General features: G+C 67.5%; 10 protein-coding genes. 5 read left to right on the top strand and 5 right to left on the bottom strand.

Translation table 11 applies throughout. The features are described 5' to 3' along the window. Nucleotides 1–168 precede the first annotated feature (168 nt). Nucleotides 169–513, bottom strand: a complete 345-nt coding sequence (locus HAV22_RS21240; protein ID WP_166861754.1) for a hypothetical protein — start codon at nucleotides 511–513, stop codon at nucleotides 169–171. A gap of 311 nt (nucleotides 514–824) precedes the next feature. On the opposite strand from HAV22_RS21240, the gene HAV22_RS21235 reads away from it, so the two are divergent. Together HAV22_RS21235 and HAV22_RS21230 are read left to right on the top strand one after the other, a co-directional pair. Next, complete coding sequence (locus HAV22_RS21235; RefSeq protein ID WP_166861753.1) at nucleotides 825–1,661, top strand: SGNH/GDSL hydrolase family protein; 837 nt, start codon at nucleotides 825–827, stop codon at nucleotides 1,659–1,661. Beyond that, complete coding sequence (locus HAV22_RS21230) at nucleotides 1,658–2,284, top strand: MFS transporter (RefSeq protein ID WP_166861752.1); 627 nt, start codon at nucleotides 1,658–1,660, stop codon at nucleotides 2,282–2,284. Before HAV22_RS21235 ends, HAV22_RS21230 begins: the two co-directional genes overlap by 4 nt. Before the next feature lie 19 nt (nucleotides 2,285–2,303). On the opposite strand, the gene HAV22_RS21225 is transcribed toward HAV22_RS21230, so the two are convergent. Further along, nucleotides 2,304–4,703, bottom strand: a complete 2,400-nt coding sequence (locus HAV22_RS21225; protein WP_166861751.1) for an outer membrane beta-barrel protein — start codon at nucleotides 4,701–4,703, stop codon at nucleotides 2,304–2,306. 179 nt (nucleotides 4,704–4,882) lie between these two features. Further along, the gene (locus tag HAV22_RS21220) at nucleotides 4,883–6,652 is read right to left on the bottom strand and encodes a hypothetical protein (RefSeq protein WP_166861750.1); all 1,770 of its coding nucleotides are present in this window, start codon (nucleotides 6,650–6,652) and stop codon (nucleotides 4,883–4,885) included. Between the two features lie 192 nt (nucleotides 6,653–6,844). Here HAV22_RS21220 and HAV22_RS21215 point away from each other — a divergent pair, with 192 nt between their 5' ends. Further along, on the top strand, nucleotides 6,845–7,195 hold the full coding sequence (locus HAV22_RS21215; protein ID WP_166861749.1) for a hypothetical protein: 351 nt from the start codon (nucleotides 6,845–6,847) through the stop codon (nucleotides 7,193–7,195). A gap of 9 nt (nucleotides 7,196–7,204) precedes the next feature. Here the strand turns inward: HAV22_RS21215 and fdhD are convergent, their stop codons facing one another. Then, nucleotides 7,205–8,044 carry a formate dehydrogenase accessory sulfurtransferase FdhD gene (fdhD, locus tag HAV22_RS21210; protein ID WP_166861748.1) on the bottom strand — a complete coding sequence of 280 codons (840 nt, stop codon included), beginning with the start codon at nucleotides 8,042–8,044 and terminating at the stop codon, nucleotides 7,205–7,207. Nucleotides 8,045–8,053: 9 nt separating this feature from the next. Next, complete coding sequence (locus HAV22_RS21205; protein ID WP_166861747.1) at nucleotides 8,054–9,166, bottom strand: catalase family protein; 1,113 nt, start codon at nucleotides 9,164–9,166, stop codon at nucleotides 8,054–8,056. A gap of 150 nt (nucleotides 9,167–9,316) precedes the next feature. Between HAV22_RS21205 and HAV22_RS21200 the strand changes: the two genes are divergently transcribed. Both HAV22_RS21200 and HAV22_RS21195 read left to right on the top strand, forming a co-directional pair. Continuing rightward, nucleotides 9,317–11,644 carry an FdhF/YdeP family oxidoreductase gene (locus HAV22_RS21200; RefSeq protein WP_166861746.1) on the top strand — a complete coding sequence of 776 codons (2,328 nt, stop codon included), beginning with the start codon at nucleotides 9,317–9,319 and terminating at the stop codon, nucleotides 11,642–11,644. Between the two features lie 102 nt (nucleotides 11,645–11,746). After that, a complete protein-coding gene (locus HAV22_RS21195; RefSeq protein ID WP_166861745.1) occupies nucleotides 11,747–12,373 on the top strand; it encodes a response regulator in 627 nt (208 codons plus the stop codon). Nucleotides 12,374–12,391: the final 18 nt, after the last annotated feature.

Raw genomic sequence — 12,391 nt, 5'->3', positions numbered from 1 at the left:
CACCTGACCCATTGCCGATCGCCGCCTCGTTTTTCAAAGGACCCGTCGGCGGAAGCTGGAAACCGGACATCTTTGCCGTCCCATTGTAATCCCGTACCGCCTTGATAGCGCGGTTGCGGCACGCCCCGAACCAGGGGAAAGAAAACCGTGTCCGCCGGCGGACGGCCGCTATTTCGTCTCCATCATCAAATGATGTTCCCCCATCATCTGGTCCATCATTTGCTGCATGAGTTTTTCGTGCGCCTCGATCCATTCTTCATGCTCCTCCATGCTCATGCCCGCTTTCGGCTTCATGGCAGCCATCTTGTCCATGGAATCCTTCATCATCGACATGTGCTCGGCCATCAACGCCTTGCGTTGCTCCCCCTTCGCCGCCTCCGCCTGCTTAAGCTTTTGCTTGGCAGCCATCACTCGTTGAATCATCTGCCGTTGCGCCTCGTCCTGTCCTGCCGATGCGTGGAACGACGTGCCAAGCAGCACGACCAAGACGGGAATGAGGAATGTTGATTTCATTTTTCTCTCCGCACGTGAAGTTGAAATTGCCGGGAGCCCGAGTGCGACTGCTCAAGGGCAGCGCCATTCTAGGAACGCGGATCGAATAAAATCATTGATGTGTGTCAAAAACGTGGGAGTAGGTTACCGTGTGGGCCACGACGATGCCCGGCGGTATCGAGACGATGGCGACAACCGGAAATTCCTCGACCGGTTGTGCCGCAGGTTCCTCACGGGCCATCGAAAACCGCTTTATTCCGGATCAATCCTTCCGCATGATGGAGATCAGCGCGCGGTCAAACCGGCGCGCCGCAATCGATACGGAGGCTGGCATGCCGCACATCTACAAGCCCGAGGAACGCTGGGACAACGCCGACATCGGCTATCCGTCCGCGCTCGCCATCGGCGATTCCTGGTTCTGGTACGTCAACAACAACATCCTCGGCACGATGATCAATCACCGCGCGCTGTCGGACGACCATCGCAACATCCAGCTCGTCGGCTACAACGGCGCGCGGCTGAAGGATTACGTCGGCGACGGCAAGTATGCCGACACGGTCGAGCACTTCCTGCGACCGGGCTTCGTCGAGGTGTTCTCGGAGTTCTACATCAGCGGCGCGGGCAACGACGCCGTCGACGTCGACCTGGCGCTGCGCGACCATTGCCCGCCCGGCACCGACGCCGATGGCTGGGTCGACGGCGACGGCATGGACGAGATGCTGTTCCGGCTGCGGCAGGCGCTGACGCGGCTCATCGCCGGCATCCGCTTCGCCAAGCGCGACAAACCCGCGCCGCCGCCGATCTTCGTGCACGGCTACGACTACCCGATCCCGGACGGCCGCGGTTTCGAGTTCGGCCTCATCCACGCCGGCCCATGGCTGGCGCCCGCGATGAACCGGCGCGGCGTGCCGGCCGACACGGCGCTGCGGGACGAGATCGCGCGCAACCTCATCGACCGGCTGAACGACGACCTGCTGCGCCCGCTCGCCGCGTCGATCCCTGGTGTCGTGTACATCGACAGCCGCGGCATCCTCACGCGCGACGGCACGTACCGCGACTACTGGGCCAACGAGATGCATCCGACGAACCTCGGCTTTCGCCGCATCTTCGAGCACGCCTGGCTGCCCCGCCTGTTCGAGCACGGCATCGCACTGCGGCCGTCGCCGTGAACGCGCGGCCGCTTGACAAACGTCGCGGCCGCCCAACGCCGTCGCCGGATCCGCCGGTGCCGCCAGCCGGTGTGCTGCGGGACCCGTCGCTACGCCGCGCGCTTGCGACGACGTTCGTGTTTTATGTCGCAGGCACGATGCTGCAGGCGAACATCACGGTCTTCCTCAGCGACGCAAGGCACTACGATCCACCCCGGATCGGCACGGTCCTGTTTCTCGTCGGCGTCATGGATCTGCTTAGCCAGGGGATCGCGACGCGGTTGCTGCTGCCCGTGTGCGGCGAGCGCGGTCGCGCGCGCGCGGGGCTCGCACTGAACGCCACAGGTTTCTTCCTGATCGGGGCGGCGGCATTCGTCGGCTCGTCCGGTTTCCTGTTCGGCGCCGTCGCCGTCTTCACGCTCGGCGACGGCCTGTTCCAGCCGGCGACGAACGCGATCATTGCGAACGTGGAGCCGGACCATCTGCGGGGCGGGGTGCAGGGTGCCAACCAGGCCCGGCAAGCCATCGCGCGCGTGCTGGCGCCGCTTGCCGCTGCGCTCCTGTACGGGCGGCACCCGGGCGCGCCGTACGTCGCGCCCGGGGCGCTCATCGTCGTCGCGTTAGCGTTCTTCGCCCGCCGCTGACGCGACGGCGGCGACGTGGTCAGAAGCCCCTGCCGCCGCCGTTGCCGAATCCTCCATTACCCAGGCCGCCATTGCCGTAGCCGCTCTCGCCGCCCCGGCCTTCCGGCCCGCCGCGGAAGTTGCCGCGGCCGCCGTTGCGGATGCGGTCGTCGCCCGTCACGCCGCCCCAATGGTAGCGCAGGCCGATCTGGACGACGCGCGGCTGGCCCGTCGTCAGGCTGTGCAGGCGCAGCACCTCGTTCTCGACGTCGCTTTCCATCGTCCCCGTGTGGAAGACGTTGGCCACGTTCACGTTCAGCGACAGGCGCGCATCGAAGTTGTGCCGCCACGTGAAACTCGTCATCGTGACGGCGCTGTTGACGCCCTGGCCGTTCAAGCTCGCGCCCGTGCGGTTCACGCTCAGCTGCAGCGCTTCCTTGCCGGCCTGGTAGGCGAGCCGCAGCTTGATGTTTTCGCGGTGGTTCGATTGCTGCACGCCCGTCATGTCGGTCGCGAAATTGGCGATGCGCTGGCGCTTCTCGTTGCCGATCGTCGCCCCCAGGTTGGCCGACAGGCCGGACAGGAACAACTGCCGCACGTTGAAATTCAAGTCGACGCCGACGGCATCGTTGGCGCCGAAGTTGATCGGCGACGTCACGATCACGTTCGGATCGGATGCCAGTGCATAACTGCGGTTGCCGACGACGGGCGACTCGCGCCGCTTGAACAGTACGAAGCTGCTGTCCACGCCGAACAGGCGGTCGCGGTACGCCACCTCGAAGTTATCGTTGTTCACCGGCTGCAAATGCGGATTGCCCTGGCGCGCGTTGAAGTCGCTCAGGTACACGAGGTTCGGGTTCAGATCGCGCTCGTTGGGACGGGCGATGCGGCGGCTCATGCGCAGTTGCAGCATGCCGTTCGCGCCGATGTCGCGCGTCACGTAAAAGCTCGGCAGCCAGTTCACGTAGCGGTACTTGTCTTCCTCCTGCAGCAGCGGCTGGCGCACGTCGAGCGTCGTGTATTCGCCGCGCAGGCCGCCCTGCACGTTGAGGTTCTCGGCCAGCTTCGTGCTCAGGATGCCGTAGATGGCGGCGTTGCGGTCGTTCGACTCGAAGTCGCTGATCCGGCTCGGCACCGGCACGTAGTCGCCCGTCACGGGATCCTGCGCGAGATAGCCCGTCGGATTCTCGTTCCGGCTGTCCGCGACCTTGGCGCCGGCCTTCAGGTGCCAGGTGTCCCACACGTTGCGCTCGTAGTCGACGGACACGTCGAGGATGCGGTTGCGCCGGTCCGCCCTACGCAGGCTGTTCGCCGTGAACGGCGTCGGCTGCAGACGGTAGTCGTAGTCGACGCTCGAATCCGTGTGGTTGTTCTGGCCCGTGTAGCGCAGGTCGAACTTCAAGTCTTCGCCCGGCAGGCCGCTCTTGTGGTCGTACGACGCACCGATGCCGAAGTTCTCGGCCGGCGACACGTTGCGCGACCGCGTCGTGTAGTCGGCCAGTGGCGCCATGTCGGCCGCGTAGCGCTGCGTCGCGCCTGTTGCGTCGCTTTCGTTCCTGATCTTCGAATAGCTGACCGTAGCGCCGGCCTGGTCGCGGTCGCCGACGTTGTACGTGAACGTCGACGCCATGTTCAGCGACTTCGACGTGATCTGCCGGTTGTTCACGGCATGCTGCGCGCCGGTGACGGCGCCCGTCGCCGGGTCGAGGTCCTCGCGCTGCGATTCGCTGTAGCCCTCGCGCACGCGTTCGGCCACGCCGAGATTGCCGCTGATCGAATATGGACCTTCCGCATGCTCGCCGTTCAGGAACGCGTTGCCGCGGCCTTGCGTGCCCTTGTTGGCGGAGAGCGTCGCGCGCGAGCCGGCCTTGCGGTTGCGCTTCAGGACGAGGTTGATGATGGGACCGCTGCCGCCCTCGTTGCCGAACTCCGCGCCCGGCACGTTGATCACCTCGACGGACTCGATGGACTCGGCCGGGAACGCGTTCAGCACGTCGCCGCGGTTCTGGCCCTGGAACTGCGCGTCGCGCTTGCCGTTGACCATGATCTGCACGTTCTGGTTGCCGCGCAGCGCCACGTTGCCGTCCTGGTCGACGGTGACCGACGGCACGTTGTTCAGGATATCGGCCGCGGAGGCGTTGCTGACGCTGATGTCGTTCTTCAGGTCGTAGACGTCGCGGTCGACCTTGTTCGTCGGCCGCGTGGCGACGACTTCGACGGTCGCCACGCCGTCGTCGCCGCCGCTCGCCGGCGCTTTCGTCGCCTGGGCGCCCTCGGTGGTCTTCGACGTCGGCGCGGCCGGCTTCGTGCGCACGGGTTCGGGCGCGGCCGTCTGTGCATGCAGCGGAATGGTAAAACAGGTGAGGAGCAGTGCCGGCAGGACGCGCAGCGCGCAGGTGTCGGGGATGGCGCGGCGTGCCGCGCTGGTAGTGGAAGTCATCGTTTGGTGGTTTTGAAATGCCGTGCATGAACTAACGCGGCGACGACCACCCGGATGACGGCGGCACCAAACACTCAGCGTCTTGAGCGGACGTCAAGACAGTGCGGTGCCGCGCCGTGGGAGCCGGCCGCTGCTTTCCCGTATTCCCGCGGCGGCCGGCCAAAGTTCCAACGATCGGCTTACTTGGTCAAAGGCGCGTTCTGCAGGGCCTTCGTCTGGTCCGGGTTCTGCATCAACTGCGTAATGACGCCCTGCGCGTCTTCCAGGCCGGCGTTGTATTCGACGTCGTGCATCACGCTCAGCTGGTCCATCGTCCAATCGCTGACGCCTTGCGCTGGCGGCGCCTGGCGCATCTCCGTCGCGATCGCGGCAAGCGTCAGGCCGGCATCGAGACGGCGCTGGAACTGCACGGCCCACGCGGCCGTCTCGGGATCGCGCTGGTCTTCCGCGAGCACGCGCAGGATGTGTTCGGCATGGGGCGCGTCGACGAGGTAGCAATACGCCAGCACCGCGGCCCGCGCGAGCGGCGCCGAATCGTGCGCGGCGCGCCAGGCGGCAATCACACCGTCCAGCGCAGCGCGGCTCGGCTGGCTGTCCGCCAGCAGCGACAGGTCGAGCGTCGCCAGCGCGATGGCGCCCGAACCCGCTTCGCGCTCGCGTGCGCGGGCCAGGCTCGCGCGGGCCGCGTCGAGGTGGGAATCGCGTGCGCCGGCATCCAGCCCGCGCGCCACCTTCAGATGCGCCCGTGCCAGCAGCACCAGCACGTCGGTGTCGGCGTCCGCACGGCGTGCCATCCGCTCCAGCCACGGCAGCGCCGTCGCCGCATCGCCCCAGTCGACGCGGGCGCGGTTCAGCGCGCGCTGGCCCGCCTCCACGTTCGGGACGGCGCCCGCGTCGGTCGTGAGGGTACGCAGCAACGTTTCGCCCTGGGCGCGGGCCGGGCAGGCTTTCAGGGCGGCGTCGGCCAGCATGAAGTTGCCCGACGTCGAGGACATCGTCGAGATGGCGACGTCGGGACGTGCGCCCGGCATCTGTTCCACGCGCTTCACCTCGACGGCCGTGCGCCGGTAGCGCCACAGGGTCGAGCTCACGTCGTCGATGTCGAGTCCGAACGCCGTGTGCAGCGCGGCCGCCGGGTCGACGCCGTTGTGGATCGCGTTCAGGAATGGCCCGAGCTTCTGGCGCCGTTCGCTGGCGCCGAGGACGTAGTGCGCGAGAATCCAGGCGCGCGCTTCGAATTCCATGCTCGCGGCCAGGGCGCGCGACCCGCCGAGGTCGCCGAGCGGGTTCGGACCCAGCACATCCTTGTAGTCCAGGTTGTAGCGGCGGCCCTGGTCGAGGAAGGTGAAGTAGCGGCCCACGCCTGGCGGAATGCGCCCGATCACCATCTGCTTCTTACCGAAACGCACGCTCGCGAAATAGTTCGCGAAGCCTTCGATCCACGCGGATGGCCGGCGCACGTCGGTGTGGCGGTACAGGAAGTTCCGTGCATACGCCAGCGAGACGTACGACAGTCCTTCGTCGAGCGGCGCCTTGTCCAGCTTGTCGTCGGCGATGTCTTGCAGCGGCGACGTGCGCACGAGGAAGCCCTGGGTGCCGTCGGCGCAGTCGCGGAACAGGGCGATGCCGTTGGCCGGGCGGCGCGCCGCCACGCGGTCCAGGTCGCGCTCGTCGTCCAGGTAGACGAGGCGCAGCTTCGGCTCCGTGGCCGCGTCCGTCATGCGGTAGCCGTCCGTGTAGGCGCGCAGCAGGGCGTCGAGGCGCTCGAGGTGCTCGACGACCCGCGCGACGTCGGCGCGCGGCGCATCGGACAGGACGACCACGTGCTTGCTCTCGGCCCGCACCCAGGCGGACGTACCCCGCTGGCCCGTGACGACGATACTTTGCGGACTCGCTTCCGCGCCCGCTCCCTCTGCCGCACAGGCACCGCCCACCAGGGCACAGAGCATTCCGACGGCCGCCGCCGTCCGTTTATAGCGTGATACCACGATGCCGGACTCCCAACAAGAATTGACGAAGGTACAACCTGTCTATTCTAGCGAAATCGATTTCAACTGCCTACCATCGCGGCCGGCGACATCGAACTTGCTTTATTGAAATGCGTCACGAATAATGTGGGCACGACCATTTTCGACCGCACCATGAAGCAACCGGAAGACCTGAGCACGATCGAATTGCCGCTCGACGCGGCGCAGGCGAAGAAGCGCGGCCGTCCGCCGAAGGACGACAAGCTGTCCGACGCCGAACGGGCCCGCCGCTACCGCGCGCGCCAGAAGATGCTGCCGAAAGGCGCGTGGAACTACGAACAGGTCACGGCGCTCGCGCGTGCGGAAATCGAGCGCCTGGTCGGCGACGCGGCGGTGCGGCCGGCCGGCGAGGCGGAATTGGTCACGCAATGGGCCTACGGCATGTTCCTGCTGTGGGACCGCGTGACGGCGCAGCGCCAGCAGGGAGCCGACCGCGCGGCGCTGCTGGCGCTCGTATCGGCCTGAACGCCGGGGTCAGCCGGCGTCCACGTCCAGGCGGTCGGCGCGGGTGTAGCAAACGAAGTCACTGCCGCGCGCGAAAGCGAGCAACGTCATGCCGGCCTGGTGGGCCAGGTCGACGGCAGCCAACGTGGGGGCCGACATCCCGACGAGCGCGGCGACACCCGTCACGGCCGCCTTCTGCGCCATCTCGAAACTGACGCGGCTCGTGATCAACAGGAAGCCGTCGGCGGGCCGGACCCGGCCCCGCGCCATCGCGCCGATCACCTTGTCCAGCGCGTTGTGGCGGCCGACGTCCTCGCGCACGATGTGCAGTGCGCCGTCCATGCCGCACCAGGCGGCCGCGTGGGCCGCGCCCGTCCGGTGCGTGAGCGCCTGGTGGTCGCCGATCGCGGCGAGCGCACGGCGCACGCCGGCCGCCGTAAAGCCCTGCGCGGGCGCCAATGGCGGCAAGGTCCGGCACACCTGGTCGAGGCTGTCGACGCCGCACAAGCCGCATCCCGTGCGCCCGGCCATGCTGCGCCGGCGCTCTTTCAGCGCCATGAACGCGCCGCTGGCAATCTCCAGGTGGACGGCAATGCCGCCGGCGCCGCGCACGACGTCGATGCCGTAGCACTGGCCGGCGTCGGCGATCAGGCCCTCGCTCAGCGAAAAGCCGAGCGCGAATTCCTCCAGGTCGGCCGGGGTCGCCATCATGACGGCGTGCGAGATCCCGTTATAGACGAGCGCGACGGGGACCTCGTCGACGAGCACGTCGTCGACCTCCGCGAGCGCGCCCGCGCGCATGCGCAGCACGCGCCGCGCTTGGGCCGGCGGCGGCAGCGCGTTGTCCGCGGGATCGTGGGGGGTGTTCATCGGCGCCGATCATACCAGAGGCGTCAAGCCGTCGAGGTCGCGCGGCTCGGCGATCTCGATGCCCGTGCGCTCCGCCCGGAACCGTTTCGACATCGCGTACACGGCCTTGCGCACCCGCATGATGGAACCGAGCGGCCGGTGCGCGGCCAGCGCATGCCACGGGTTGAACTGCATGCCCTCGTCGATACGCCGCACCAGCTCGCCGCCATACGCGGCCTGCGGCCCCGCGTGCACGCGCGCGACCGTCACCCACGGGCTCCGCGCCTCCGGCCATTCCACGGCCGCATCGTCGATCGGCATCGTGGCGACGTCCGTACACAGTTGCACGCGCAGCTCCCACGTTCCGCCAGCGCGCGCGAAGTGGCCGACGACGGCGTCGCGCAAGCCGTCCGGCCTGTCTTTCAAATCGACGGGGCTGTCCGTCAACGCCGTGAGCGCCTTCGACGCGGGTGCCACCTGCACCTTGGCCATGTAGGAACCGTACAGGATCGGCACCTGGCTGTAATACGTGTCGCCCAGCGGATGCGTTTCCGGATGCCCGCCCAGCGCCTTCAACGTGCCGCTCTCCCCGCCCGCCGCTTCCAGCGCGCGTTCCACGCCGCGCGCGGCGGCCGAGAACAGGCGCTTCAGGTTCGGCGCCTTGTCCGTCGTCGCTGCCAGTAGTTTGGCGCCGCCCAGGAATTGTTTCGCCGTCGACGAGGCGAACACGGGGCCGTTGACGAGCACGAAGTCCTGCGTGACGTCGTTCTCGCTGCCCTCGACGCGGGGCCCCGCCACGCCGACGACCTTGATCGCCATGCCACGCGGCGTCGACACGTCGTCCGGCAAGACGTCGCCCGGCGTCGTCGACAACCGCATCACGACGGGATACGTGCCGGGTTGCGCGAACAGGCCTTGCGCATACGCCTCGGGCAAACCGGCCTCGACGACGAGCTCGCCCACCAGCAGGCCATGCGTCTTCGCGTGGACGCTGCGCAGCGCCCGGCCGGAATCCTCGTACGTCTTCGTGGAGATGCTGCGCATCGTGGTCTGCAAGTCGAAGGCCGTCTGGGCTTCGTCGTCCTCGGGGGTTTCGAAGCCGGGCGCGTACGGGACCGGGTGAATCGGTGTTGGCTCGTTCATGGTGGATTCCGATGTCGGGATGGTGATGTGCAGATCATCCGGGGAATCGCCGCGGCGCTCTGTGCAGCGCCGAACAGACGTGCGACCCGGTAAAGGATCAAGCTGCATACTATTGAGGAAATACATTCCCCAACGGCACGGAGTCGCGACATGAGCAAGCAAGGCGGCAAGACGCCCGGCAAGACGGGCGAACCCAACGAACCCAAGATCCCGGCCGGCGGCTGGGGCTCGCTGAAGGAAGTCGGCACCATCCTGCTGAAGGAACGGGTGCCTTTCGAAGGCGCGCAATTGCTGACGCACCAGAACAAGCCGGACGGTTATATGTGCGTCAGCTGCGCCTGGGCCAAGCCGGCCCACCCGCATCCGGCGGAATTCTGCGAAAGCGGCGCCAAGGCGACGGCGTGGGAGGTGACGAGCAAGCACATCGGTGCCGATTTCTTCCAGCGCCACACCCTGCGCGAACTGGAAACGTGGCACGACCACGAGCTGGAAGCGGCGGGCCGCCTCACCGTGCCGATGCGCTACGACGGCGCGCTGGACCGTTACGTCGAGATCACGTGGGAACGTGCATTCGCCGAGATCGGCGCCGAGCTGCGCAAGATGGACCCGAAGAACGTCGTGTTCTACAGCTCCGGCCGCGCCTCGCTCGAGACGTCGTATATGTACCAGCTCCTGGCGCGGATGTACGGCAACAACAACTTGCCCGACAGCTCGAACATGTGCCACGAGAGCACCTCCGTGGCGCTGCCGAAGACGATCGGCGTGCCGATCGGCACCGTGGTGCTGGACGACTTCGACCACACGGACTGCATCTTTTTCTTCGGCCAGAACGTGGGCGTGAACAGCCCCCGCATGCTGCACCAGTTGCAGGATGCGAGAAAGCGTGGCGTGCCCATCGTCACGTTCAACCCGCTACGCGAGCGGGGCCTTGTCAGCTTCGTGAACCCGCAATCGCCCACGGAAATGCTGACGGGGCACGAGACGGTGATCAGCACCCAGTACCACCAGGTCAAGGCGGGCGGCGATACGGCCGCGCTGATGGGCATGTGCAAGGCCGTGCTCGAAGCGGACGCGCGCGCCGTCGCGGAAGGCGGCCCGCGTGCCGTCGACGCCGACTTCATTGCCGAGCACTGCCACGGCTTCGACGGGTTTGCGGCCGCCGTAGGTGCGCGCGGCTGGGACGAGATCGAGCGCGAAGCGGGCCTCACGCAGGCGCAGATGGAACAGGCGGCAGGCACCTACATCCGCGCCAGATCCGTCATTGGCGTCTATGGCATGGGCCTCACGCAGCACCGCAACGGCGTGCAGAACGTGCAGATGCTCGTGAATCTCCTGCTGCTGCGGGGGAATATCGGCAAGCCGGGTGCCGGCATCTGCCCGGTGCGCGGACACTCCAACGTGCAGGGCCAGCGCACCGTGGGCATCACGGAAAAGCCGGAACTGGCGCCGCTGGACAAGCTGAAAGAGCTGTACGGCTTCGAGCCGCCGCGCGACAAGGGCATGAACACGGTCGAGGCGTGCGAAGCGATCCGCGCCGGCAAGGTGCAGGCGTTGATCAGCCTCGGCGGCAACCTCGTGCGCGCCGTTCCCGAGCACGGGCTGATGGACGCCGCCTGGCGCGCCCTGCCCCTCACCGTGCAGATCTCGACGAAGCTGAACCGCAGCCACCTCGTGCACGGCAGGACGGCGTACGTGCTGCCCTGCCTGGGCCGCATCGAGATCGATCGCCAGGCCGGCGGCGAGCAGGCCGTGTCGGTGGAAGATTCGACCGGCTGCATGCACGGCTCGCGCGGCCGCGCCGAGCCGGCGGCGGACACCCTGCTGTCGGAACCCGCGATCGTCGCCGGCATCGCGAAGGCGGCGCTGGACCCGAACCCGAAGGTCGACTGGGACGCGTGGGTCGCCGACTATGCGAAGGTACGCGACGCCATCGCCGCCACGTATCCGGAAATCTTCCACGAGTTCAACGACCGCATGTGGACGCCGGGCGGCTTCCGCAAGCCTGTCGCCGCCGCCAAGCGCGAATGGAAGACGCCGACGGGCAAGGCCAATTTCACCGTGCCCGACACGCTGTCGGCCGACCCCGACATGCCCGTCCCGGCCGACGCGCTGCGCCTGTTCACCGTGCGCAGCGACGGCCAGTTCAACACGACGATCTACAGCCTCGAAGACCGCTTCCGCGGCGTGCAGGACCGCAAGGTGTTGCTGATGGCGGGCGCCGACATGGCGCGCCTGGGGCTCGCGGACGGCGACATCGTCACGGCCAGCACCGCAGTCGACGATGGCGTGACGCGTACGGTCGAAGGCTTGCGCGTCGTCGAATATGGCGTCCCGGCCGGCTGCGTGGCCGGCTACTACCCGGAGTGCAACCCCTTGATTCCGTTGTGGCATTACGCGAAGGAGAGCAAGGTGCCGGCCGCGAAATCGATCGCAGTCCGGGTCGAGCGCACGGGCGGTCCGGACCGTCCGCTGCATTGACTACCCCCCCTCGAGGTATCGATTAGTAAATATTGCTGTCGTATGTTGTGATTATTTGATAGATTCCTGTGTGCATCAACAGAATCCATCCATACGACAGCCATGACATCGCCATCCAGTCCCGCCTCGCCGGAACACGGTTTCGACGCGGCCGCCTATTGCTCCACCCGGCAGGCCGCCGCATTGCTGGGCGTGTCGCACCGAACGGTGCAGCTGTGGGTCGAGAGCGGCCTCCTGTCCGCCTGGAAAACGGCCGGCGGACACCGGCGCATCGCGCTGGCGTCGATCGAACGCCACGTCGAGCGGCGCCAGCAGGCGATGCGCGACCGCGCCGCGCCCGTGCGCCACAAGGCGCTGCTCGTCGACGACGACGGCGCGATGCTGGCGCTGTACGAGGCGGCGACGTCCGGCCTGGGCCTGCCACAGGACGTCGTGCTGGCCGCCAACGGCTTCGAGGCGCTGCTCCGGATCGGCGAGACGCGGCCGCAACTCCTGATCGGCGACCTCGGCATGCCTGGCGTGGACGGCCCGCGCCTGATCCGCACCTTGCGGGCGAGCGACGGGTACCGCGACATGGCCATCGTCGTGATCACGGGCCAGGACCCTGCGGCGGTCCGCTCTCTGGGCGTGCCGGACGACGTACCCGTGCTCCCGAAGCCGGTCACGCCGGCCGCGTTGCGGGCGGCCGTCGAACGCGTACTGAACCGGGAACCGTGCACCGAGCGGTGACATAAACCCTTGATCTGG

This window comes from Telluria antibiotica (assembly GCF_011682055.1).
Classification (GTDB): Bacteria; Pseudomonadota; Gammaproteobacteria; order Burkholderiales; family Burkholderiaceae_D; genus Telluria; species Telluria antibiotica.
The sequence above is the reverse complement of the archived record's forward strand: the minus strand, read 5'-3'. Positions and strand labels throughout refer to the sequence as shown.

Excerpts from the sequence above, each read along its gene's own strand:
- HAV22_RS21240 (WP_166861754.1), bottom strand. The coding sequence starts at position 513 with ATGAAATCAACATTCCTCATTCCCGTCTTGGTCGTGCTGCTTGGCACG.
- HAV22_RS21235 (WP_166861753.1), top strand. The coding sequence starts at position 825 with ATGCCGCACATCTACAAGCCCGAGGAACGCTGGGACAACGCCGACATC.
- HAV22_RS21225 (WP_166861751.1), bottom strand. The coding sequence starts at position 4,703 with ATGACTTCCACTACCAGCGCGGCACGCCGCGCCATCCCCGACACCTGC.
- HAV22_RS21220 (WP_166861750.1), bottom strand. The coding sequence starts at position 6,652 with ATGCTCTGTGCCCTGGTGGGCGGTGCCTGTGCGGCAGAGGGAGCGGGC.
- HAV22_RS21215 (WP_166861749.1), top strand. The coding sequence starts at position 6,845 with ATGAAGCAACCGGAAGACCTGAGCACGATCGAATTGCCGCTCGACGCG.
- fdhD (WP_166861748.1), bottom strand. The coding sequence starts at position 8,044 with ATGAACACCCCCCACGATCCCGCGGACAACGCGCTGCCGCCGCCGGCC.
- HAV22_RS21205 (WP_166861747.1), bottom strand. The coding sequence starts at position 9,166 with ATGAACGAGCCAACACCGATTCACCCGGTCCCGTACGCGCCCGGCTTC.
- HAV22_RS21200 (WP_166861746.1), top strand. The coding sequence starts at position 9,317 with ATGAGCAAGCAAGGCGGCAAGACGCCCGGCAAGACGGGCGAACCCAAC.
- HAV22_RS21195 (WP_166861745.1), top strand. The coding sequence starts at position 11,747 with ATGACATCGCCATCCAGTCCCGCCTCGCCGGAACACGGTTTCGACGCG.